The organism is Rhizobium sp. NFR03, assembly GCF_900111275.1.
In the GTDB taxonomy this organism is placed as follows: Bacteria; Pseudomonadota; Alphaproteobacteria; order Rhizobiales; family Rhizobiaceae; genus Ferranicluibacter.
Map to the genome: position 1 here is coordinate 60,701 of NZ_FOGR01000011.1, position 22,145 is coordinate 82,845.

A 22,145-nucleotide genomic window follows, 5' to 3' on the forward strand; every position below is an offset into this window, starting at 1 on the left:
CGCGCGATCGATCAAATGGCGGAGGTCGTTTTTTGGGCGATATAGAGTTCGCGAAGCTTCAACGTGAGCGGACCGGGAATGCCGTCGCCAATAGGCAGCCCGTCGATCTTCGTGACGGGAAGCACGAAGTTCGTGGCGGACGTGATGAAGGCCTCGGCCGCCGTTTTTGCCTCTTCGACACTAAAGGGGCGCTCTTCGACAGGGATGCCGATGGCGGCGGCGATATCGAGGGTGCTGTGGCGCGTGATCCCGTGAAGGATCGCTTGCGACAGGGGGCGGGTGACGAGAACGCCATTGCTGGTGATGATATGGGCGCTCGCCGAACTCGCTTCCGTCACGAACCCGTCTTCGACCAGCCATGCATCGTCTGCGCCCTGGCTCGCCGCCTCCATCTTGGCCATGGAGGGATAGAGCAGCTGCACCGTCTTGATATCGCGGCGCGCCCATCGGAGATCCGGAAGCAGCGCGACCGAAATGCCGGTTTGGGCCTTGGGATTGTCAAGCACGGCTTTGCTTTGCGTGAACAACACGAGCGTCGGCACGGGGTTTGCCGGGAAGGCGAAATCGCGATCGGCAGGACCGCGGCTGATCTGGAGATAGATCAAACCTTCGTTCAGCCCGTTGCGCTTGACGATCTCGCGGTGAACGCCAAGCAGCTCTTCGGGCGAGAGAGGGCAGGCGAGGCCAAGCTCCGCCATGGAGCGCTGCAGCCGGGCCGAATGGCCTTCATATTCCAATAGCTTGCCGTTCACGACGCCGGTCACCTCGTAGATGGCATCCGCAAAGAGAAATCCACGATCAAAGATGGAGACGTGCGCGTCGGCTTCGTCCAGCCAGGCGCCGTTGAGATATACGGTACGGTTCAAAGGGTCGTCTCCTCGTTGAGGCATCCGGGTTTGCAAAAAGGGGCGATCGCGATGCCCGCGTCCGTCAGTTGCGTGCGAAGGGCGCGCGCGGTCGCTGCGGCGCCCGGCGTATCGCCATGGATGCAGACGGTTGCCGGCTCGACGGGAAGGCGCTTTCCGCCGATGGTGGGCATCCTCTTGTCGCAGAGCATCGACAGGACCTGATCGACGCTCTCCTGAGGATCGTGAATGACGGCGCCGTCCATCTGGCGGGAGGCGAGCATGCCGTTGTCGGTGTAGCGGCGGTCGGCATAGACCTCGCAGGCGACCTGCAGCCCGGCTGTCTCCGCCGCCTTCATCGTTTCGGAAAAGGGCAGGGTGATGAAGACGAGGCCAGGATCGACCGCCCGGATGGCATCGACGCAGACCTTCGCAAGCGTGGCGTCTTCGGCTGCCATATTGCCGAGAGACCCGTGCGTCTTCACATGGGTGATCGGCCAGCCGAGCGCTGACGCCATGCCCTGTATCGCGGAAATCTGGTAGATCAGTTGCGCCTCGATATCCTCCGGACGCTCGCCCGAAATGCGCCGCCGGCCGAAGCCGTAGAGATCCATGAAAGACGGGTGCGCGCCGATGGCGACGCCGCGTGCCTTGGCCAGCAGGATCGTGTCGCGCATGACGGAGGGGTCGCCCGCATGGAAGCCGCATGCGATATTGGCTGTCGTGACAATGTCCATCAGGGCGCGATCATCGCCGATCGTATAGGCGCCAAAGCTCTCGCCCATATCGCAGTTCAGGTCGATGGTCGCCACGGAAAATCCCCGCTGGATAGGTCGGCAAAACGATGCCCGCACGAGCACCACGGGCTTGACATACAGATGGTGTACTGAAATGACAAGGGCTCGCTGCGCTGTCGCGACGGCGGAAACAGCCGACCGGCGCGAACGATTTTAGCGGTCCTGACGCGAAGAAAGGCTTCTTTCCGAAACGGTCGGCGCGGCATGATGGAACAAGGGAACGGCATGGCTGTGACGAAAGATGCTCCGGCGCATTTTCCCCGCATTGCCGCTTGTGGAGACAGCGCCCTCACGATCGAATTCGCCGACGGAATAGACGAGGCGACCAGCGGGCGCGTCGTTGCCTTGGCCGACCTTCTGGCGAATGGGACGATCATCGGCATCAGGGACCTCGTGCCCACCTACAGGTCGCTCCTCGTGCAGTACGATCCGGCTCTCGTTCGCGGTCGCGACCTGACATCGCAGCTCCTTGATCTGCTGGAGCGCCAGCCGGAAGCGGAAAGCGGCGCGCGCCATATGATCGTGCCGGTCCTGTATGGCGGCGAAACCGGTGCGGATCTCGATGCTCTCGCCGCATTGAAGGAGATGACGCGCAGCGACCTAATCGCGCTGCATGCTTCCGCCCAATATCGTGTCTATATGATCGGTTTTGCTCCCGGCTTCGCCTATCTCGGCGGGCTGCCCGAACGGTTGCATACGCCCCGGCTAGCCGTGCCGCGGCAGAGGATCGAAGCCGGCGCGATCGGCATCGGCGGTCAGCAGGCAAGCATCAACTCGGTTCCCGGGCCGAGCGGATGGCGGTTTATCGCGCGGACGCCGTTGAAGCTGTTCGACCCTTACCGCGCGGAGCCATGTTTGCTGCGCGCCGGCGACCGCATTCGTTTCCGCCCTATCGAGGCGGCCGAGGCCGCGGATCTCGATGCGGCTGTGGCCAGAGGTGAGCCTGTCGAGCAATGGGAGGCGGCATGAGCGTCCTCCATGTCAAGGATGCCGGTCCGATGATGACGGTGCAGGATCTCGGCCGGGCCGGGCTCTCTCGCTTCGGCGTTTCAGGGGCGGGACCCATGGACACGCCGTCGCTGCGGATCGCCAACCGCCTCGTTGGAAATGCGGAGACGGATGCCGGGCTCGAATTCGCGCAGGTCGGGGGAACGTTCGTCGTGGACACCCCAGTGCGTATTGCCGTCACAGGTGCGGCCGTCGGTATGACGATCGACGGCAAACCCCTCCACGCCTGGGAAAGCCACCATTTACTGCCGGGGCAGACACTTCGCATCGGCGCCGTTATCAACGCCGTCTGGGGTTACCTTGCAATATCCGGTGGCATCGATACGCCTCCTGTCCTCGGTGCGCGAACGACCCATCTGCGCACCGGGCTTGGCGGTCTCGACGGGCGGCGGCTCGCCGCCGGCGATCGTTTGCCGCTCGGCACCGGGTCAAGCGCGCCGCTCCTCGCCATGCGCCAGCCTCTGGCCCGGCCGCGCGGCCCGTTTCGTATCGTGCCGGGGCCGCAGGCCGGGCATTTCGATGCGGCGGCCTGGAAGCTCTTTCTCGAAGAGCCGTTTCGTATCGCCACCCATCGCGACCGGATGGCGCAGATGCTGGACGGACCGGCGATTTCAGCCTTTGCCGGCCATGACATCATTTCCGACGGGACGGTCGCAGGCTCCATTCAGGTGCCATCTTCCGGCCGGCCGATCGTGCTGATGGCCGAGCGACAGACCACGGGCGGCTATCCGAAGATCGCCACAGTGGCCACCATCGATCTGCCGCGTCTCGCGCAGGCGATGACCGGAAGCTCCGTCCGCTTCCGGGTGGTCTCCCGCGACGAGGCTGAGGATCTGCTGATGGACCAGTCGCGCGCGCTCACCTCGGCCCTTGCCGGTCTTGAGGAAAAACGCGAGACGACAGGGATCAAAGAAACGACGGCGATGTCCGGGAGGTCGAACGCGTGAGCCAGCCCCTTGCGAAGAAGGCCTATGGCAAGATCATCGAGATGATCCTTTCCGGCACCCTGATGCCGGGCGATGTGTTGCAGGAAGCCAAGCTCGGTGAAATATTCTCCATGTCCCGCACGCCGGTGCGCGAGGCGATCAAGCGCATCGAGGCCGAAGGGCTTGCGGTGCAGGAGGGACGGTTTCTCAGGGTCCGCCGGCTGGCGGCGGCGGAGGTCGAGGAGATCTTCTATCTGCGCAGCGTGATCGAGAGCTACTGCGCGCGTATCGCGGTCGCGGCGCCGGCCGACGTCCTCGACGATCTCGAACGCCGCATCCGGGCGCTGATCGAGACGGGTCCAGGCGATGACGAAGAAGCGCGCGACGTCGATGATGATTTCCACTTCTGGCTGGCCAATGTGTCGGGGAACCGGACGATGATGCAGACGATCAGCGATCTGCGGCGGCGTACCTGCATGTTCGACCATAGCCTTGTTCCCGAACGCTTCCTCAAAGGGTGCCGGGAGCACCTTGAGATTATCGATGCTTTGCGCGCACGCGATGCCGATGCTGCGGGACACCTGATGAGCCGGCATGTGCTGAATGCTCGTGACGCCATTCTGGAAAAACTCGCTGCCTCCGCCGGGGGAATGCCGCGATGAAATGTCTTCTCGTTCAGCCCATCCATGCGGACGGCATCGCCATGCTCCGGGACGCCGGCATGGAGGTCGAACTTTGCCCGGATGCCGACATGGAAACGGTCGCCAGCCGGATCAAGGGATGTCATGCCGTGATCACGCGGGATGCCGGTCTTTCGGCCCGGGCGATCCTTGCGAGCGACACTCTGAAGGTCATCGTTATTCACGGGGCAGGGCACGATAGCGTCGACAAGGCGCAGGCTGCGGCGAAGTCCATCCTCGTCTGCAATACACCGGGCGCCAATGCGCAATCCGTGTCCGAGCTTGCGCTCGGTCTAGCAATTGCCGCGGCGCGCCTGATCCCAGCTGCTGATCGCGCCGTGCGCGACGGCGCATCCGGCTTTCGCGAAGCCGGCATGTTCCACGAACTCTCGGGAAAGACCGCGATGATCGTCGGATGGGGAGCAACAGGCGCCGGCCTCGGGCGCATGCTGCATGCCGCACTCGGCATGGAGGTTCTGGTCTATTCTCCCAGAAGCGAGGATACCGGGCCTTTCGAACGCGTTACGACACTTGCAGACGGTCTTGGCCGCGCCGACCTGATCTCGCTTCACACACCTCTGCGGGAGGAAACGCGCGGGCTGATGGGTGCGGCCGCTCTTGCCGTGACGAAGCCGGGCGCCATTCTGATCAACACGGCACGCGCAGGGCTGGTCGATGAAGCTGCGCTGGCGGATGCGCTGGAGCGGGGAACGATCGCCGCTGCCGGTCTCGACGTCTACACGCCAGACGCCCCGCAAGGCCGGCTTTCCGCATCGCAGCGGGTCATCTTCACGCCGCATCTCGGCGGCACGACGCCGGAGGCCCTTCAGCGTGTGGCGACCGGTGCGGCAGGCCATGTGCTGACGGCCCTTTCCGGCCAAAGGCCGGCAACGACGATCGACCCGCCTGTGGAGCAGGTGACATGACGGTGTTCGAAAAGGCCACGGACCCGGCCGATATCGGAGCGACCGCCAAACCCCTGAAGATCGCGATCATGGAAGGCGGTGCGCGGCATGGCTGACAAGGAAACACTGACCCAGCAGATCTACCGGGATCTGAAGCAGCGGATTCTGGAGGGAAGGTTCTCGTCCGAAGACATGCTGACGGAGCGCACGCTGGCGCTGGAGTCGGGTATCTCGCGTACCCCGCTACGCGCGGCGATCTCTCGGCTGGAAAAGGAAGACGTGATCTCGCGGCTGCCGAACGGTGCTCTCATCGTTCGCGACGTCACGGTCGAGCAATTGCTGGAGATCGTCCAGATCCGCCGCCTGCTCGAAGGAGCCGCCGCCGGGAAGGCTGCCACCTGCGCGATGACGCCGGCGCTTCTGGCGTCCCGCGACGCGATGCGCGCCTATGCGGGTGGTGGCGATATCGCGTTCGACCGGTTCTGGCTGGATGATGATGCCTTTCACGACGCGGTCGCGCACGCGGCCGGCCTGCCGCTATTGGCAACGATGCTGACCGAGATGCGCGGGGTTGCCCGCCGCTGCACCATCACCCGCACGCACGACCGCTTCGACCAGCAGGCGCGCGAACATCTCGACGTTATCGACGCCATCGAGGCGCAAGACGGGGCGGCGGCGCGGGCCGCGATGGAGCGCCACTTCGACAGCGTTCGGCAGCGCTTTCTCGCCTGGTTGTCGCGCACGTGAGGCTGGGTTGATGGACAACGCTGCATTCCTGAACGATCCCGCCATGCGTGGCAGCGAGGCTGCGTTCTCGCAGGAGGAATATGCCGACCGGCAGGCCCGCGCGCAGACGGCACTTCGGGCGAGTGGACACGCGGCACTGGTCGTCACCGGCCCGGAGACGATCTACTGGCTGACAGGCCGACAGACGGCCGGCTACTTCGCGTTCCAGGCGCTGCTTCTCCCGTCGTCCGGCCCGATGACGCTTCTCGTGAGGCAACTGGAATTCTTCGGTGCTGTCGCAAACACCTGGTTGAGCGACATCGTTACCTATCAGGATGGGGATGATCCCGCTGGCGCGCTGGTTTCCCTGCTGCGCGAACGCGGCGTGGCCATGCCCGCGATCGAACTGTCCGGCTGGTTTCTTCCGTCGCGGCTCGTCAGCGAGATCGCCCACCGTCTTGGTGTCGCGGAACTGACCGACGGTTCCGACATTCTGCCGCCGTTGCGCATGGTGAAGAGCGATGCCGAGCGCGATGCGATCCGCGCCGCGGCACGTTACGCGGAAGCCGGAATGGTGGCCGCCATCGAGGCCTGTACCGTCGGGGCCGACGAGAACGCGATTGCGGCCGCCATGCTCGGTGCTGCGACGCGCGCGGGATCGGAAGCCATGGCCATGGAGCCGCTCGTCTCTTCGGGACCGCGCAGCGGGCTGCCGCATATGACATGGCGTCGCCGTGCCTTGAGCGAAGGCGACCCCGTCTTTCTGGAGCTTGCCGGAAGCCATGCCCGCTATCACGCGGCCCTGATGCGCACCGTCTGGCTCGGCAAGCCGCCAGCGGAGGCGCAGCGGATGATGGACTGCGCGCTTTTCGCACTCGACGCCGCGATCTCGCAGATCCGGCCGGGCGCCTCATGCGCCGCGCCGCATGAGGCCGCGCAAAGGATCATCGACGCCGCTGGCTTCACCTCCGCCTTCCGAAAGCGCATCGGCTATTCTATGGGGATCGCTTTCGCACCGGATTGGGGCGAGGGCGGAATTCTCAGCCTGTTTTCGGGCGTGCAGCGCCTGATCGAGCCCGGCATGGTCTTTCACATCCCGGCGACGTTGCGCAGCTTCGGTCACTGGACCGTCGGAGCGTCTGAAACCGTCATCGTGACAGAGACCGGCGCGGAACCGCTGTCGAACCTGCCCCGCGCACTCACCTCTCGCTAGAAAACAGCCTTATCAAGGAGACCTATCCATGCGCTCACTCTTTCATCTCGCCTACCACATCACGGATCTCGATGAAGCGCGTCGCTTCTACGGCGACATCCTTGGATGTGCAGAAGGCCGATCGACGGACACCTGGGTCGATTTCGACTTTTTCGGCCATCAGATCTCGCTTCACCTCGGCAAGCCGTTCGAGGTCACGCGGACGGGCAAGGTTGGAAACCACATGGTCATGATGCCGCATCTGGGCGTCGTCCTGCCGCTCGATGCGTGGCTGTCACTCGCCGAACGTCTGGAAAAGGCGGGTATTGCCTTCGATATCCCCCCGGTCATCCGCTTTGAAGGTGAGCCCGGCGAGCAGCGCACGATGTTCTTCTTCGATCCGAGCGGCAACCCCATCGAGGTCAAGGGCTTCAAGGATTTCGACAGCGTTTTCGCGCACTGACGCTCGACGATCGATACGCCCGGCAACGGGCCGTAGATGGAAAGCGATGCCGGGGAGGGTTGAAGGCCCCGGCATCCCCTCCGATGTTCCCCCTCAGAAGAGACTTGGGGATTTGGTGAGCACCTCGTTGCCGTCCTGTCCCACGATGACGATGTCCTCGAAGAATGCGGCACCGACGCCGTCGAGCGACAGGAAAGCCTCGATGCCGAAGACCATGTTCTGCTCGACGACATCATCGGGCAGCGACATGCTGGTGGAGATGCGCGGCAGTTCGAAGCCGAGGCCGATGCCGTGACCGTAGAACGGGAAATTCTTCATGATGGGCGAGATCGACCCGCCGAAGGCCGCTGTGAGCCGGTCGCCTTCCGCGGCGACGTCAAGCAGTCTTGCGCCCGGCCTCAGCATGTCGGTCAGCCGGTGGACGAGATCTCCTGCGGCCTCGATCAGGCGGCGCTGGTCGGCATTCGCATGTCCCCGCACGGCTGTTCGACCGGGATCGAGATAATAGCCCTGGAACAGCGGCCCGTGTAGCGTGCCCGTCACGACATCGCCGACTGCGGGCACATCGTCGCTGTACCCCGTCAGCGGAAAGCGCTGGTCAAAGCCGAGCGTGTCGCCGTGATTGGTGCCGATCATCTGGACGCGTCCTCCGCGTCGCACGACTTCGCGCGCGCATTCTCCCGCCGCCTCCCTCTCGGACATGCCGCTGACGAGGCTCTCCATCAGGACCGTCATGCCGGCGGTCGCCGTCTCCCCGGCCGTCCGGTAGGCATCCAGCTCGCGCGTGCTCTTGATCCGGCGCACGGAGCGGACGAGGTCATCGACCGGCACCCACTCGATATCGGGCGCGGTGGCTTCCAGCTGCCTGTAGTATTTCACGGGAATAAGGTTGGTTCCGACGAGCGCCACCCGACCGGAGACACCGCGCTCGACAAGGGAACGCGCCACGCTTTCGAAGGGATGATTGCTGGAACGCACGTCCTCGATAGAGACCAGATCGCGCCGGACTTCCGGTTCGTCGATATGCAGTTGCGGGTCGCGACCGGTCTGCAGGATGACACCTGCAAACGAACGGGCGGTCCAGATGAGGGAGTCCATGCCGCCGCTGATCGAGTACTGGTTGGAGAGGTAGAGGACATCGCCGCAATTGTCAGTCGTCCCGCCGCCACGACCGAACACCACGGCCGTCTCGAAGCCTCGACGCTTCATTTCCGCCAGGAGACGCTCCCAACGGATGCGATATTCGTCGAGTGGAAAGTAGCGGTTCATCCCGTCATCCTCATTCCTCAGGCGCGCTGCGCAATTTCGGTACACCGGCTGTATCCGGTCGTCAATTCAGAGCTTCATGTGTGATACGTCTTCATCGGCGGAATGGTTCGAATGCCTGCAATCTGCATATTCTTCGCTCAGTCGTGCCTATCTCTTCATCAGGATGCACGTTTGCGATCCACTAAATAGTTGATTTTTCATCTTGAACTCCAGTGGTATACTGGAATAGGTTTGAGGTAAGAGAGTGCTGACAACGGTGAGCACACATCCCACCCGCTTCCTGCGGCCGAAAAGATCGATGTCAGCGATGTCCATGAGCCAAGAACAGATGACCGTGCCGGCAAGTCATGGCGGAGCTTTCCGCATGCGTGCGGGACAGCACGTCCTCATCGAAAACACCTACGGAAACCAGGTTACGGATCTCTGGGCGCTGGCCGCGGCAGACGTGTTCGAGACCTCGTCGCTCGACCATACGCGCTCGGTGAACAGCAACATCTTCTTTGCGAACGGAATGACGCTCATGAGTTCCCGGCGTCGCCCGATGCTGACGATGGTGGCCGATAGCGGTGCGGTGCGCCATGACACACTCCTGTGCCCCTGCAGCCGCGAGCTCTACCGGGAACTCGGCTGCGCGGAGGATCATCGCAGTTGCAGCGACAATTTCCACGAGGCCCTGTCGACGCTCGATCTTGCGCTGCCATTCACGCCGGCCTCGCTCAATCTGTTCATGAACGTACCCGTAGCGCCTGACGGTTCGGTCGATCGGCTTCCGCCGGCAACGGTCGCCGGCGATACCGTCGTGCTGCGGGCCGAGATGGATCTGGTGCTCGTCCTCTCCGCCTGTCCGCAGGATGTCACGCCGATCAATGGCACAGCCCGCACGCCTCGGGACATCGCGGTCCGTCTTCACGACACGAACCCTGCCGAGGTGACATCATGACCCCGCCATTGCTGTCGCTCCGCGAGATCCGCAAGAGCTTCGGAGAGAACGAGGTCCTCAAGGGTGTCTCCCTGACGGTGGATGCAGGGGAGGTGGTCTCGATCATCGGGGCCAGCGGCTCGGGAAAGAGCACCTTTCTGCGGTCGATCAATGCACTGGAGGTCCCGCAGTCCGGCTTCATGAATTTCGAGGATCTGTCCTTCGACTTTCGCCCGGAGTCGCGCTTCTTCCCGACGGCGGCACAGCTTCAATCGCTGCGGACCCGTGCTGGCATGGTGTTCCAGAGCTATCATCTCTGGCCGCATATGACCGTGCTGGAAAACGTCATCCACGCACCAATCCGCCTTCTCAGGATCCCGCGCAAGCAGGCCATCGAAGAGGCGGATGCCCTGCTTTCGCGCATCGGTCTCTACGAGAAACGCGGCAGCTATCCATCCCGGCTCTCGGGTGGACAGCAACAGCGCGTCGCAATCGCTCGCGCGCTCGCCATGAAGCCGCGGCTGATGCTGTTCGACGAGGTCACGTCGGCGCTTGACCCCGAACTCGTCCACGAGGTCCTCGTCCTCATGGCCTCGCTCGCCTCCGAGGGCATGACGATGCTGCTGGTCACGCACGAGATCGCATTCGCACGCGATGTCTCGTCCCGGGTGCTGTTTTTCGACCAGGGCGTCATCGCCGAGGCTGGCCCGCCCGACATTCTGCGCCATCCCGAAAGCGACCGCCTGAAGCAGTTCCTGCACCGCATTCTCCATAACGAGGTCGTTCAGGCGTCCGCCGCCCTCAGCACGCAGGAAGGACGCCTGTCATGACGTTCGTTCTCGAAGAATTCCAGCTCTACGGCCCGGGCTTCCTGCAAGCCGCCTGGACGGTGTTCGCACTGACGATCCTGACAATCGTCGTCAGCTGGGCCTGCGGGCTGCTGGCCGCGCTCGCCCAGCGCTCGCGTCTGAAATCCGTGCGTGCCGTTGCCGGCTTCTACATCTGGTTCATTCGCGGCACGCCGACGCTCATTCAAATCTTCATCATCTATTTCGGTTTGCCGCAGTTCGGCATCCGGCTGTCGCCGTTCACGGCAGGCGTTCTCGCGCTCGGCATCAACAGCGGCGCCTATATTGCGGAAATCGTCCGCGGCGGCCTGACCGCGATCCCGTCGGGGCAGAGCGAGTCTGCCCTCGCGCTCGGCTTCAGCCGATCCGAGACGATGCGCACAATCATCCTGCCGCAGGTCTTCCGCATCATCCTGCCGGCCGTGACCAACGAAGCCATCTCGACATTGAAGAATACGTCGCTCCTGTCGACCATCACCGTCGTCGAGCTGACGCTTTACGCCCAGACCCTCATCGCCGCGACCTTCCGCCCCTTCGAATTCTATATCGCGGTCGCCGTCATCTATCTCGTCCTGACAACCGTTCTCACGCTTCTCGCGTCTTGGCTGGAGCGTCATTACGCCCGTTTGAGCTGAAGCCGGTTCAGGCGTTTTTCCGGCGAGCCTCTTGCTTCGCCGGCGCATTGCAGACCGATACATCAAAGAAAACAAGGGAACTCGACATGCTTTTCAAAACGCTTATTGCCGTCACCGCGACGGTCGCCACTCTTGCGATGGGATCGCTGGCCCATGCCGCCGACCTCGAACTGCTGGAGCCGGGCAAGCTGATGGTCGCCACGGAAGGCACCTACGCACCCTTCAGCATGCGCGCACCCGACGGCACGCTCGACGGCCTTGAGATCCGCGTCATGTCGGAGGTCGCAAAGCGGCTTAACCTCGAATACACGCCCGTTCTCATCAAGTGGGATTCGCTGCTGGTCGGGCTGCAGGCAGACCAGTATGACGTCATCAGCGCGGCAATGGACATCACCGAAGCGCGGCAGAAGCAGGTGACGTTCTCGAACGGCTGGCTGGAATCCGGCGGACGCATCGTCGTCGCCGACCAGTCCGATGTGAAGAGCGCTGCCGACCTGAAGGGAAAAACGGTTGGCGCGCTCGTCGCCTCCAGCTGGACGAAGATCGCGGAAGACAAGGGTGCGGCCGTCAAGGGTTACAAGGCGGAATCGGACGCGATGCAGGATCTCGTCAACGGCAACGTCGATGCCGTCATCACGGATGCGATTGCGGCGGCCTATGCCATCAAGACCGCGAAGATGCCGCTGAAAATGACCGACGACTATGTCAGCCATGTCCAGAAGGGCTTCGCTTTCAAGATGGGCAAGCCCCATCTCGTCGAGGCCGTGAACAAGGCGCTCGCCGACATGGTATCCGATGGCACCTATGCAAAATTGACGACCGATCTCGTTGGCTTCGATCCCACTCCCAAAGACCCGATCAAGACGATCAAGTAGAAACTGCGCGGCGGGCGTCGAACGACGTCCGCCGAAACTCATGCCGGTCGGATCATGTCACTTGTGGCCGTTCGGCGAAGCGCCCCGCGTGTGCTAATTGAGGACGGGCGCGACCTCGTGCACGTCTCTCAGGCCGTTGACCGCTTCCTCGAAGAGCATCTGGGAATAAGCATGGTGCGTGACGCCGCGCTGCAGGTCGTCCCTGGTCAGCTCGTCAACAAAGGTGCCGCGCTGCATGACGAGAACGCGGTCGCACATATGTGCGATCACGGACAGGTCGTGGCTGACGAGCACATAGGTAAGATTGCGCTCGTCGCGCAGGTCGCAGAGAAGGTTGAGAACCTCGGCCTGGACGGAAACGTCGAGAGCGGACGTCGGTTCATCGAGAAGGAGGATATCCGGCTCGAGCATCAGGGCGCGGGCGATGGCGACGCGCTGGCGCTGCCCGCCGGAGAGCTGGTGCGGGAAACGGTCCGCAAACGTTTCGGGCAGGCCGACCTGGCGGAGCGCCGGGCCGACACGATCCCAACCCGGCCCCTTGTTCATGGCTCTGATCGGTTCGGCCAGAACGCGCTGGATGCGATGGCGCGGATGGATGGAGCCATAGGGATCCTGGAAGACCATCTGGGCCAGCAGCAGCTGTTCGCGCCGGCGGTCGGGATCGACAGCTTCGCCAGCGAGACGGATCGATCCTTCCCAATGGCGGTCGAGACCCGCAAGCGAGCGCAGGACGGTCGACTTTCCGCAACCGGACTCCCCGACGATCCCGAGCGTTTCGCCTTTGCCCACCGAGAACGATACCGATTTGACGACCTGCGTGCGGGCCGGGCCCTGCCCGAAGGAGACGGAAAGATTTTCGACATCGATCATAGCGTGCTTCCGGCTTGGTTGATGGCTTGACGATCGAGAACCTGCAAACGGGAAACGGGATGTTTCGGGTCCGGCATGGCGGCGATCAGCCCCCTCGTATAGGGGTGCTTCGCGTCTTCGAGCTTCGTCAGCGTTTCCACGACGCGCCCCTGATACATCACCAGCACCCGCTCGCAGAACGTGGCGACCATGCGGATATCGTGACTGATGAGCAGCAGCGCGGAGTTGTTTTCCCGCACAAGCTCGTCGAGCAGCCGCAGCACATCGCCGCGCACGCTGACATCGAGGGCCGAGGTCGGTTCGTCCGCGATCACGAGCCGGGGTTTGGAGAGGAGCATCATGGCAATCATGACGCGCTGGCCCATGCCGCCGGAGATCTGGTGCGGGTAGAGCGCCATCGTCCGCTCGACATCGGCGATGCGGACGCGGCCGAGCATATCGGCGGCAAGCGCGTAGGCATCTTTCCGGCTGATCTTCTGGTGCAGCGTTGCGGCTTCGGCCACCTGCTTGCCGACGGTCAGGACCGGATTAAGCGAATAGCGCGGGTCCTGCATGATCAGCGCCATGCGATTGCCCCGCAGCCCGCGCATCGCCTTCTCGCTGCGCGTCAGAAGTGGCGCGCCTTCGAAATTCATGGTCGCCGCCTCGATCCGCGCTGCGGGCGGCAGCAGGCGCATGACCGCGCGGCCGAGCGTCGATTTGCCCGAGCCGGACTCCCCGACGATGCCAACCCGCTCGGCGCCCACCGTCAGGCTGACGCTGTTGACGGCCGGGATCTTCGCGCGCCCGAAGCGGACCGATAGATCCCGGATCTCGAGGATGGGTTGATCAACGGGCATGGCGGGGATCCAGTATGTCGCGGAGCGTATCGCCCACGAGATTGAAGGCAAGGCTCGTGATCAGGATGGCAAGGCCGGGCATGACCGCGACCCACCAGTTGTCCAGCATGAACTTGCGCCCGTTGGAAATCATCGCGCCCCATTCGGGTGCCGGCGGCTGCGCGCCGAGGCCGAGGAAGCCAAGCGCGGCGGCCGTAAGAATGATGCCGGCCATGCTGAGTGTGAGCCGGACGACCACGGATGGAATGCACATGGGCGCGATGTAGAGCAACAACAGGCGCGTGCGCGACGCGCCGTAGAGCCTCGCGGCAGCCACATAGTCCGTGTTGCGCACGATCAATGTTTCGGCCCTCGCCAGACGCGCAATGGGCGGCCAGCCGGTGAGCGAGATGGCGATGATGGCGGTGTTCAGCCCGGCGCCCAGCGCTGCGGCAAAGGCCAGCGCGAGAATGAGCGACGGGAAACTCAGGACGACATCCGTCGCACGCATCAGGATCGCATCGGTGCGCCCGCCGACGAAGCCGGCAACGATGCCGATGAGAAGCCCGATGGGACCGATGATCAGCGAGACCGCGAGCACCGTCTGGATTGTGATCCGCGTGCCGTAGATAAGGCGGGACAGGATATCCCGGCCGAACTCGTCGGTTCCGGCCCAGTGCGCTGCACTCGGCGGTTGAAGCGCCTGCGCGAGATTCTGGGACGTCGCACTGTAGGGCGCGATCCACGGCGCCAGGATGGCAACGATCACGAGGAAGAGAAGCACCGCGAAGCCGAACATGCCGAGCGGCTCGTCTGCCAGCTTGACGACGAAGGTCCTGAGGCTGCCGGCAAAGCGGCTGGCAGGCCCCTGCGCTGACGGCGGAGGTGCAAGAATATCACCCGCGCTCATGCCGTCACCTCGCGGGTACGGGGATCGAACACCAGATAGGCCAGATCCGACAGGAAATTGAGGAGCATGAAGATCAATCCAATGATGAGAGTGCCCGCCAGGATCGCGTTCATATCGCCGGTCATCAGTGCGTTCGTCATGTACTGGCCGATGCCGGGCCAGGAGAACACGATCTCCGTCACGACGGCGCCTTCCAGCAGTCCGCCATAGGAAATGGCAAGGACGGTGATGAGCTGGACCGCGATATTTGGCAGGAGATGACCGGTAACGATGCGCATGCTGGATGCGCCCTTGGCGCGGGCTGCAATCACATAGTCCTGATTGAGTTGCTCCAGCGTGAAGCTCCGGGTCATGCGCGTGATGTAGGCCATGGCGGAATAGGCGAGGATGCAGGCAGGCAGGATGATGTGGTGGACAGCGTTCCAGAACACCTCCGTATCGCCGGCCAGAAGACTATCCACCAGCAGCAGGCCGGTGCGTGGCTCGACGAGACCTTCGAGATAGACGTCTACCCGCCCCGGACTGCCGACCCATTGGAGACCCGCATAAAAGATCACGAGGCCGACGATGCCGAACCAGAAGACCGGGATCGAGTGGCCGACGAGGGAGATGACGCGCGTGAACTTGTCGATCCAGGTGTCGCGGAAGAAGGCCGCGGTCATGCCCAGCGGCACCCCGACGAGCGTCGAGAGGATGACGGCAAGCGTCGCCAGTTCGAGCGTTGCGGGAAAGGCCTGCGCCAAATCCTGCAGAACCGGGTTGCCCGTCAGGATGGCGGTTCCCAGATCGCCGTGCAGGAGCGAGGTGAGGTAAAGCCAGAACTGGTGGTAAACCGGAAGGTCGAGCCCGAGCCGTGCGCGCATGGCCTGATAGGCGGCGGGATCGGCCAGCTCCCCGACGATCGCCCCGACGGGATCGGTCGGAAGGATCCGACCGATCACGAAGGTGACGACGAGCAGGACGAACAGGCTGAGCAACAGCTGGCCGAGCCGCTTGCCAAGCTCGATGAGGGTGAACTCTTTCATGAGACGATCGCCTTCGTCACGGGGCGTCTGTCTTGGTGACGGCTTCGATGCGTGTCAGGGACCAGGGGTGGCCGCTATATCCCTTGACGCGCCCGCTGACGACAATCGGCTCGAAACGCTCGAACATCGGCAGAACCGCCGGCTTCAGCGCGATGAACTTTTCCTGGATTTGCCGGACGAGATCGAGACGCTTCGCATCGTCGCGTTCCCGGTTTGCCTGTTCGCGCAGCGCATTGAGGTCCGGAATGTCCCAGGCCGAGCGCCAGACGAAGTTGCCGGCATTGTTGGCCTCCTTGGCATTGTTCGGGTTCGACGCGAAATTGTCGAGAGAGCCTAGCGCCGTCGGCATGAAGGAGCCGGTCTGTGGAAGAAGGAGATCGAAATCGCGGGCCCGGTGAGCCGCGACGATATCCGCGCCGTTGCCCTGCTGGATCGTGACGGTGATGCCGATTTCGGCAAGACTTGCCTGGATCGCTGTCGCCATATCGACACGCGGCGTCTGGGAAATCGTCTTCAGCGTCAGCGAGAGGCCGTTGGGGTATCCGGCATCGGCGAGGAGTTTCTTGGCCTTTTCGGGCTGGAACGACCAGTCGGGATTGGCGATGGCGCCTGCCCAGTCTTCCGGTACGGGCACGTTTCTCCACCGGCCGTAGGAGCCGAGGATCGTATCGGCGATGCCTTTGTAGTTGATGCCGTAGGCGATGGCTTCGCGAACCTCGGGCTTGGCAAGAGCCTCGCGCCCGGCGTTCATCGCCAGCACATAGTATCCGCCGGTCTTCACCTGATCGATGACGAAGCCCGTCTTCGTCTCGAAGGTCCGGACGTCGGCGGCCGTCAGCGCGTTGGCGATATCGATGTCGCCGCGCTCCAGCATCAGGCGGGCGGCCTGGCTTTCGGGCACATGCCGCATGACGATGCGACGAATGGCCGGCGCGCCGGCGCGGTAATCCTTGTTGGCCTCGAGCAGGACGATGTCGTTCGGCGTCCAGCGGCGCAGGGTGTAGGGACCTGAACCGGCAGCCGTCGTGCGCAGCCATTCATTGCCGTAATCGCCGTTCTTCACGTGCTTTTCGACCTCGACGCTATCGACGACGCTCGAAACACCCATGGCGAGGCGATAGAGAAGCGCTTCGGGAATGACCTTGTCGGTCAGTTCGATGCGGAATGTCTTGTCATCGATGGCGGACACGAGTCCTTCGATGTTGTCGGCCGTGTAGCCGGCGGTCTTGTAGTTCGTCGCAGCCGACTGATCGAGCTTCAGGAGACGGACGATCGAGAAGACCACATCTTTCGCCGTCACGGGATTCCCGGAGGTGAAGGTGGCGTCGCGCAGCTTGAAGGTGATGCCCTTGTCATCGACGCTCCAGCTTTCGGCAAGCTGCGGCTTGATCTTGTAGCCGTCCGCCTGGTCCGAGAAGACGAGGCGATCATAGGTGTTGGCAAGGATCTCCTGCGTCTTCACCTCTGTTCCCTGCTGGGGATCGAGGGACAGGACCTGCGCGAGGGAGGTTCCGATGATCAACTGATCGTTCGGGGTTTCCGCAAATGCGGCCGTGGCACTGCCGACGAGAACGGCGACCGTCGTTCCCATCAGAAGCGTTGAACAAAATGGCTTCATCGAAATTCCTCCCCGGATGTCAATTAAGACGTAGCGTGATATGTCGTATGATGAATATGGCGTTTTTTAGAAAGTCGCAATAGCAAGCTGTAAAATGTGATACCCGCTTTGCAAGATAGCGGGGCGCGAGGGGACTGGACAATGAAGATCGTATCGAACCGCAGGCCGCGCCTCGCACAGGGCGTCATCGACGAATTGAACCGCCAGATCGGGATGGGCGTGCTGTCGCCGGGTTCCCAGTTGCCGACGGAACCTCAGCTGGAACGGCAATTCTCCGTCAGCCGAACGGTGGTGCGCGAAGCGATCGCCGAATTGCGCGCTGCCGGTCTGGTCACGCCGATCCAGGGCAAGGGCATGTTCGTCACGGATGCCATGAGCCGGACGTCGGTCGTTCTCACGCCCGTCGAACTGGAAAGCGTTCCGCAGACGCTCGAACTCATCGAGTTTCGAATGGGTGTTGAGGTCGAAGCCGCTGGAATCGCTGCACATAGGCGCTCTGCTTCGCAAGAGGAGGCTATTCGTCTGGCCCATCAGGAGATGGCAAAACGGGTCGATGTCGGCGAGTCGACCGTGGAACACGATTTTCTTTTCCACCGTGCCGTCGCGACCGCCACCAACAACCGGTATTTCACCGAAGCGCTCAATCGCTACGGCCAGAGATCCATCCCTCGTGGCCAGTTTCCGACGCTTCCCGATGCCAACAGCAAGACGTATCTTGCGGGTGTCCTGGCCGAGCACGAACGTGTTCTCGACGCAATTTCCGATCAGGATCCGGAACTGGCGCGGGTTGCCATGCGGGACCATCTGGTCGCAAGTCAGAAAAGATACCGGCGTCTCGCGCGATGAACCTCGCGATCTCCCTCCCTCGACAAGGCCAATAATTCATATTATGTCATACTACATCTAGGAGGGTATGACATGTATGTAGGAACGCAACTTGCGGCGCGCGATGACGATGATTACCGGGTCTGGTCGCAGCTCGGGGTCAATCATATCTGCGCAGATCCGGAAGGTCCGCTCGACAAATGGTCGCTCGATGATCTGAAGCGGCTGCGCGAGAAAGTCGAAAGTTTCGGGCTGATGCTGGACATGATCCAGCTGCCGCTGCCATCCAGCCCCATCGAAACGGCCACCTATCCCGACATCCTGCTCGCCGGTCCCAACCGCGACCGTCAGATAGATGCGATCTGCACGCTGATCGAGAATCTCGCCGCCGCCGGCATTCCGGCCGCCAAGTACAATCTGAACCTGATCGGTATTCCGCGCACCCCGGACGAGAAGGGCCGCGGCGGATCCCTGAACGCCTCCTTCCGCTGGGACAAGACCGATCAGAACGCGGCCCCGGGCCTTGCCGGCGTTCTGTCGGAAGACGAGAACTGGGAGCGCATCGACTATTTTCTGGAACGTGTCGTTCCTGTGGCCGAATCAAACCGTGTTCGCCTGGCTTGCCACCCGCACGATCCGTACACGCCCCCCGGTTACAAGGGCGTGACCCGCGTCCTCGGCACGGTCGACGGGCTCAAGAAATTCGTCACGATGCGCGAGAGCGCCTATCACGGTCTCAATTTCTGCCAGGGCACGGTCGGCGAGATGCTCGACAATCCGCGCGAAGAGATCGAGGACGTCATTCGCTGGTTCGGCAGCCGTCAGAAAATCTTCAACCTTCACTTCCGCAACATTCGCGGCCGGAAGCTTTCGTTCATGGAGACGTTTCCGGACGAGGGCGACATGGACATGGCCCGTTCGCTCAAGGTCTACAAAGAGGTCGGCTATCCCTACATGATCATGCCTGACCATGTGCCGACCATTTCCGGACGCGATCCGCAGGGCGTCGCCTTCGCCTATTGCTACGGTTATACCGCCGGGCTGCTGCAGGCGCTGGACGCTTTTGGAGCGTGATAGAGTGTCGCGCGGCCTCCTGCCAGAGGCCGCGCCGATGCGGTTCGTTATCTCGATACGGCCTGCCTGATCGACTGGGACAACCGGTTGTGAAGCCAATGCCAAACGGCTGAACTAGCCTTGGGAGTCCTCCATGTTTTCTCACCAGCGAGCCGACTTCGGCCCGGATTTCGTCTTCGGCGTTGCCATGGCCGCACATCAGATCGAGGGCGGGCAGAGCGATGGACGGGGATCGTCGATCTGGGACACGTTTGCCGCGACACCGGGCAATACCAGGAATGCAGATACCGGCGTCATCGCCTGCGACCATTACAACCGGTGGCCTGAAGATCTGGACCTGATCCGCGACGCCGGCTTCGATGCCTATCGCTTCTCCTTTGCATGGTCGCGCCTTATTCCTGACGGCGTCGGCGCCACCAATCGTGCCGGCTTCGATTTTTACGACAAGCTGATCGACGGAATGCTGGAGCGGGGGATAAAGCCGTTCGCCACCCTCTATCATTGGGATCTGCCGAGCGCCCTGCAGGATCGGGGCGGCTGGATGAACCGCGACACCGCCAAGGCCTTTGCGGATTATGCGGGCGAGGTCAGCCGGCATTTCGGCGACCGGCTGGAGAGCATTGCCACGTTCAATGAACCATGGTGCATCACCGTGCTCAGCCATTTCATGGGTGTCCATGCGCCCGGCTACAGGGATGTTCGTGGGACCGCTCGCGCTATGCATCATGTTCTGCTCGCGCACGGCTTGGGCATTTCCGCCATGCGCGATGAGAACGTCGGAAACAAGCTTGGCATCGTCGTGAACATGGAAAAGGCGGAGCCGTACAGCCAGGCGCCGGAAGACGTCGAGGCGGCCGCTCTCGGAGACGATATCTTCAACCGGTTCTTTCTCGATGGCGCCATCAAGGGGCGCTATCCCAAGCGCGTCACGGACATTCTCGAACCATACCTGCCGACCCACTGGCAGGACGACATGCAAGCGATCAGCCCGCCGCTCGACTGGATCGGGATCAACTACTACACGCGCTTTCTCTATAAGCACGATGCCAGCGTGCCGGTGTTTCCGTTCACCCAGGTGCGCGGCGACCTTGAAAAAAGCAATGTCGGCTGGGAGATCTATCCGCAGGCGCTCACCGAGTTCCTTCTGCGCGCCGCCGGCGATTATCCGGGCCTGCCGATATACGTCACCGAAAACGGTATATCGGAAACCGACGAGACGAAGCGGACCGCCTTCTTCGACAAGCATTTCTCCGCAATTCGCGAGGCTCAACGGCAGGGCGCGGACGTTCGCGGACACATCGCCTGGACGCTCATCGACAATTTCGAGTGGGCGGAAGGCTATGACCCGAAATTCGGCATCGTGGGCATGGATCCGGCTACGCGCGACCGTCAACCCAAGCAGAGCTACTTCGACTTTCAGGCTATGCTGAAAGCTGGACGCTAACCACCGGCAAGGCCTGTGTGACTTCGGTATTGTCGCAAGCGACAGGATGATCGCCCGGACGGCACCATAATCGTTTCATTCCAGCGTTGAGGATTGCCCATGCCAAGAACCAGCCTGATTTCATTTCTTTGCCTGACGATGGCCGTCGCTTCGACCGCCTCGGCGACGATCGCATCCGCCGAGACCTTCGTGTACGTCTCGGCTGCAACGGAGGGGAAGATCGACGCGTTCAGAATGGACGAGGAAAGCGGCACGCTGACGCCGCTGAGCGGTGTCGTTGCCGGCAAATCGGTCATGCCCATGACCGTCAGCCCGGACCGGACGCGCCTCTATGCCGTCGTCCGCTCCCAGCCGTTTCGCGTGTTGACCTATGCGATTGATCCTTCGAGTGGGCGTCTGACCGAAAAGGCATCGGCAGCCCTCCCGGACAGCATGCCATATGTCTCGATCGATCCATCCGGTCGGCTTTTGTTTTTTGCCTCCTATGGCGGCAACAAAATTGCCTCGCTGCCTGTCGGGCTGGAGGGTGTGGTCACTGACGGGGCGAAGCAGGTCCTTTCGACCGGGCGAAATGCACATTCCATTGTCAGCGATAAAACCGGGCAATACGTCTTTGTTACCAATCTCGGTTCTGACGTGGTGCTTCAGTACAAGCTCAATGCCGAGACAGGCTTGCTGGAACAGAACAATCCGGCTTCTGTGCAGACCAAGCCGGGGCAGGGGCCTCGGCATATTATCGTCTCGCCCGACAATCGCTCCGTCTACATCCTCACAGAGCTCAGCGGCGAGGTGATCCACTATGCTCTGGATGCGTCGACGGGAACCCTCACCGAACGCGATACCGCGAAGATCCTCCCGCCGGAATCGACGCTTGAGCCAGGCGTCGCGCCCCCGCCACCTCCGCCGTTCAGTGCGCCCTTGAAGCCGGCCGCAGTCAGCACGGCGACGCCACCGGCGCGGATCTGGGCTGCGGATATCGCAATCACTCCGGATGGCCGTTTCGTCTATGCCACGGAGCGTTCGACCAGCATCATTACCGCGTTTGCGGTAACCCCAGAGACCGGCTCGTTGACGCGGCTGAACAGCATCGGCACGGAAAAGCAACCGCGCGGCATCCGGATCGACCCTGCTGGTCGATTCCTCATCGCATCGGGCGAAAAATCCGACAAGCTTTCGGTCTACTCCATCGACAAGAAAACCGGTGCGCTGACGGAACACGGCCGCTATCCGGTGAGCGCCGGGGCGAACTGGATCGAGATTGTAGACGTTCCCTAATACGCACCCCCCTTGTCATGGACGAGGTGGATCGAGCCAGCTGTGCTTATTGCGCAAGTTCCGATCGATACCGGCTGCCAAGTTTCTTCCTGCGGGTCTCGTCAGGTGCGTCCCGCCGTCACGGATCATGAGGCCTCTTGAGCTTCTGGACGGACGCACCACATGGCTCGGTAGACAATCGACATGATCCCGACAACA

At 62.5% G+C, this 22,145-nt stretch carries 22 protein-coding genes and 1 pseudogene; 15 read left to right on the plus strand and 8 right to left on the minus strand.

The window, feature by feature from the left end:
* Positions 1–11: 11 nt before the first annotated feature.
* Positions 12–866 (minus strand): D-amino-acid transaminase, encoded by an 855-nt coding sequence (locus tag BSG19_RS22800; protein ID WP_092990308.1) that lies wholly within the window; start codon positions 864–866, stop codon positions 12–14.
* Positions 863–1,657: a LamB/YcsF family protein gene (locus tag BSG19_RS22805; RefSeq protein ID WP_092990309.1), complete on the minus strand. Its 795-nt coding sequence runs from the start codon at positions 1,655–1,657 to the stop codon at positions 863–865. Before BSG19_RS22805 ends, BSG19_RS22800 begins: the two co-directional genes overlap by 4 nt.
* Positions 1,658–1,867: 210 nt before the next feature.
* Between BSG19_RS22805 and pxpB the strand changes: the two genes are divergently transcribed.
* The 7 genes from pxpB to BSG19_RS22840 all read left to right on the plus strand — a co-directional run bounded on the left by pxpB (position 1,868) and on the right by BSG19_RS22840 (position 7,542).
* Entirely contained in the window at positions 1,868–2,611 is a 744-nt protein-coding gene (gene pxpB, locus BSG19_RS22810; protein ID WP_092990391.1) for a 5-oxoprolinase subunit PxpB, read from the plus strand.
* Entirely contained in the window at positions 2,608–3,597 is a 990-nt protein-coding gene (locus BSG19_RS22815) for a 5-oxoprolinase subunit C family protein (RefSeq protein ID WP_092990310.1), read from the plus strand. The genes pxpB and BSG19_RS22815 overlap by 4 nt, the downstream gene beginning before the upstream one ends.
* Positions 3,594–4,238 carry a GntR family transcriptional regulator gene (locus tag BSG19_RS22820; RefSeq protein WP_092990311.1) on the plus strand — a complete coding sequence of 215 codons (645 nt, stop codon included), beginning with the start codon at positions 3,594–3,596 and terminating at the stop codon, positions 4,236–4,238. The genes BSG19_RS22815 and BSG19_RS22820 overlap by 4 nt, the downstream gene beginning before the upstream one ends.
* On the plus strand, positions 4,235–5,182 hold the full coding sequence (locus BSG19_RS22825) for an NAD(P)-dependent oxidoreductase (RefSeq protein WP_092990312.1): 948 nt from the start codon (positions 4,235–4,237) through the stop codon (positions 5,180–5,182). Before BSG19_RS22820 ends, BSG19_RS22825 begins: the two co-directional genes overlap by 4 nt.
* Positions 5,183–5,269: 87 nt before the next feature.
* Complete coding sequence (locus BSG19_RS22830) at positions 5,270–5,908, plus strand: GntR family transcriptional regulator (protein WP_092990313.1); 639 nt, start codon at positions 5,270–5,272, stop codon at positions 5,906–5,908.
* 10 nt (positions 5,909–5,918) lie between these two features.
* Entirely contained in the window at positions 5,919–7,100 is a 1,182-nt protein-coding gene (locus BSG19_RS22835) for a M24 family metallopeptidase (RefSeq protein WP_092990314.1), read from the plus strand.
* Positions 7,101–7,128: 28 nt separating this feature from the next.
* Positions 7,129–7,542: a VOC family protein gene (locus BSG19_RS22840; RefSeq protein ID WP_092990315.1), complete on the plus strand. Its 414-nt coding sequence runs from the start codon at positions 7,129–7,131 to the stop codon at positions 7,540–7,542.
* Positions 7,543–7,635: 93 nt separating this feature from the next.
* Here BSG19_RS22840 and BSG19_RS22845 read toward each other — a convergent pair whose 3' ends face one another.
* The gene (locus tag BSG19_RS22845; RefSeq protein ID WP_092990316.1) at positions 7,636–8,811 is read right to left on the minus strand and encodes a M24 family metallopeptidase; all 1,176 of its coding nucleotides are present in this window, start codon (positions 8,809–8,811) and stop codon (positions 7,636–7,638) included.
* Positions 8,812–9,124: 313 nt separating this feature from the next.
* Between BSG19_RS22845 and BSG19_RS22850 the strand changes: the two genes are divergently transcribed.
* From BSG19_RS22850 to BSG19_RS22865, 4 genes are all read left to right on the plus strand, one after another.
* Positions 9,125–9,751 carry a DUF1989 domain-containing protein gene (locus BSG19_RS22850; protein WP_092990392.1) on the plus strand — a complete coding sequence of 209 codons (627 nt, stop codon included), beginning with the start codon at positions 9,125–9,127 and terminating at the stop codon, positions 9,749–9,751.
* A complete protein-coding gene (locus BSG19_RS22855; RefSeq protein WP_092990317.1) occupies positions 9,748–10,560 on the plus strand; it encodes an amino acid ABC transporter ATP-binding protein in 813 nt (270 codons plus the stop codon). The genes BSG19_RS22850 and BSG19_RS22855 overlap by 4 nt, the downstream gene beginning before the upstream one ends.
* The gene (locus BSG19_RS22860; RefSeq protein ID WP_092990318.1) at positions 10,557–11,213 is read left to right on the plus strand and encodes an amino acid ABC transporter permease; all 657 of its coding nucleotides are present in this window, start codon (positions 10,557–10,559) and stop codon (positions 11,211–11,213) included. The genes BSG19_RS22855 and BSG19_RS22860 overlap by 4 nt, the downstream gene beginning before the upstream one ends.
* Positions 11,214–11,299: 86 nt before the next feature.
* The gene (locus BSG19_RS22865) at positions 11,300–12,088 is read left to right on the plus strand and encodes a transporter substrate-binding domain-containing protein (RefSeq protein WP_092990319.1); all 789 of its coding nucleotides are present in this window, start codon (positions 11,300–11,302) and stop codon (positions 12,086–12,088) included.
* Positions 12,089–12,181: 93 nt separating this feature from the next.
* On the opposite strand, the gene BSG19_RS22870 is transcribed toward BSG19_RS22865, so the two are convergent.
* The 5 genes and pseudogenes from BSG19_RS22870 to BSG19_RS22890 all read right to left on the minus strand — a co-directional run bounded on the left by BSG19_RS22870 (position 12,182) and on the right by BSG19_RS22890 (position 17,302).
* On the minus strand, positions 12,182–12,958 hold the full coding sequence (locus tag BSG19_RS22870; RefSeq protein ID WP_092990320.1) for an ABC transporter ATP-binding protein: 777 nt from the start codon (positions 12,956–12,958) through the stop codon (positions 12,182–12,184).
* On the minus strand, positions 12,955–13,797 hold the full coding sequence (locus BSG19_RS22875; protein WP_092990321.1) for an ABC transporter ATP-binding protein: 843 nt from the start codon (positions 13,795–13,797) through the stop codon (positions 12,955–12,957). Before BSG19_RS22875 ends, BSG19_RS22870 begins: the two co-directional genes overlap by 4 nt.
* A pseudogene (locus BSG19_RS22880) lies at positions 13,787–14,599 on the minus strand (ABC transporter permease); the annotation flags it as partial. The pseudogene BSG19_RS22880 and the gene BSG19_RS22875, both read right to left, overlap by 11 nt.
* 83 nt (positions 14,600–14,682) lie before the next feature.
* The gene (locus tag BSG19_RS22885; protein ID WP_092990323.1) at positions 14,683–15,711 is read right to left on the minus strand and encodes an ABC transporter permease; all 1,029 of its coding nucleotides are present in this window, start codon (positions 15,709–15,711) and stop codon (positions 14,683–14,685) included.
* Between the two features lie 16 nt (positions 15,712–15,727).
* Positions 15,728–17,302: an ABC transporter substrate-binding protein gene (locus BSG19_RS22890; protein WP_244529398.1), complete on the minus strand. Its 1,575-nt coding sequence runs from the start codon at positions 17,300–17,302 to the stop codon at positions 15,728–15,730.
* Between the two features lie 168 nt (positions 17,303–17,470).
* Here BSG19_RS22890 and BSG19_RS22895 point away from each other — a divergent pair, with 168 nt between their 5' ends.
* The 4 genes from BSG19_RS22895 (at position 17,471) to BSG19_RS22910 (ending at position 21,947) form a co-directional block, all read left to right on the plus strand.
* Positions 17,471–18,175, plus strand: coding sequence for a FadR/GntR family transcriptional regulator (locus BSG19_RS22895; protein ID WP_092990325.1), 705 nt, complete (start codon positions 17,471–17,473; stop codon positions 18,173–18,175).
* 72 nt (positions 18,176–18,247) lie between these two features.
* On the plus strand, positions 18,248–19,228 hold the full coding sequence (locus BSG19_RS22900; protein WP_092990326.1) for a mannonate dehydratase: 981 nt from the start codon (positions 18,248–18,250) through the stop codon (positions 19,226–19,228).
* A gap of 133 nt (positions 19,229–19,361) precedes the next feature.
* On the plus strand, positions 19,362–20,672 hold the full coding sequence (locus tag BSG19_RS22905; RefSeq protein WP_092990327.1) for a GH1 family beta-glucosidase: 1,311 nt from the start codon (positions 19,362–19,364) through the stop codon (positions 20,670–20,672).
* Positions 20,673–20,771: 99 nt separating this feature from the next.
* A complete protein-coding gene (locus BSG19_RS22910; protein WP_092990328.1) occupies positions 20,772–21,947 on the plus strand; it encodes a lactonase family protein in 1,176 nt (391 codons plus the stop codon).
* Positions 21,948–22,145: the final 198 nt, after the last annotated feature.

Coding starts and splice junctions, on each gene's coding strand:
- BSG19_RS22860 (WP_092990318.1), top strand. CDS start 10,557: ATGACGTTCGTTCTCGAAGAATTCCAGCTCTACGGCCCGGGCTTCCTG.
- BSG19_RS22835 (WP_092990314.1), top strand. CDS start 5,919: ATGGACAACGCTGCATTCCTGAACGATCCCGCCATGCGTGGCAGCGAG.
- pxpB (WP_092990391.1), top strand. CDS start 1,868: ATGGCTGTGACGAAAGATGCTCCGGCGCATTTTCCCCGCATTGCCGCT.
- BSG19_RS22845 (WP_092990316.1), bottom strand. CDS start 8,811: ATGAACCGCTACTTTCCACTCGACGAATATCGCATCCGTTGGGAGCGT.
- BSG19_RS22875 (WP_092990321.1), bottom strand. CDS start 13,797: ATGCCCGTTGATCAACCCATCCTCGAGATCCGGGATCTATCGGTCCGC.
- BSG19_RS22900 (WP_092990326.1), top strand. CDS start 18,248: ATGTATGTAGGAACGCAACTTGCGGCGCGCGATGACGATGATTACCGG.
- BSG19_RS22855 (WP_092990317.1), top strand. CDS start 9,748: ATGACCCCGCCATTGCTGTCGCTCCGCGAGATCCGCAAGAGCTTCGGA.
- BSG19_RS22910 (WP_092990328.1), top strand. CDS start 20,772: ATGCCAAGAACCAGCCTGATTTCATTTCTTTGCCTGACGATGGCCGTC.
- BSG19_RS22840 (WP_092990315.1), top strand. CDS start 7,129: ATGCGCTCACTCTTTCATCTCGCCTACCACATCACGGATCTCGATGAA.
- BSG19_RS22895 (WP_092990325.1), top strand. CDS start 17,471: ATGAAGATCGTATCGAACCGCAGGCCGCGCCTCGCACAGGGCGTCATC.
- BSG19_RS22870 (WP_092990320.1), bottom strand. CDS start 12,958: ATGATCGATGTCGAAAATCTTTCCGTCTCCTTCGGGCAGGGCCCGGCC.
- BSG19_RS22890 (WP_244529398.1), bottom strand. CDS start 17,302: ATGGGAACGACGGTCGCCGTTCTCGTCGGCAGTGCCACGGCCGCATTT.
- BSG19_RS22885 (WP_092990323.1), bottom strand. CDS start 15,711: ATGAAAGAGTTCACCCTCATCGAGCTTGGCAAGCGGCTCGGCCAGCTG.
- BSG19_RS22905 (WP_092990327.1), top strand. CDS start 19,362: ATGTTTTCTCACCAGCGAGCCGACTTCGGCCCGGATTTCGTCTTCGGC.
- BSG19_RS22825 (WP_092990312.1), top strand. CDS start 4,235: ATGAAATGTCTTCTCGTTCAGCCCATCCATGCGGACGGCATCGCCATG.
- BSG19_RS22850 (WP_092990392.1), top strand. CDS start 9,125: ATGAGCCAAGAACAGATGACCGTGCCGGCAAGTCATGGCGGAGCTTTC.
- BSG19_RS22830 (WP_092990313.1), top strand. CDS start 5,270: ATGGCTGACAAGGAAACACTGACCCAGCAGATCTACCGGGATCTGAAG.
- BSG19_RS22865 (WP_092990319.1), top strand. CDS start 11,300: ATGCTTTTCAAAACGCTTATTGCCGTCACCGCGACGGTCGCCACTCTT.
- BSG19_RS22815 (WP_092990310.1), top strand. CDS start 2,608: ATGAGCGTCCTCCATGTCAAGGATGCCGGTCCGATGATGACGGTGCAG.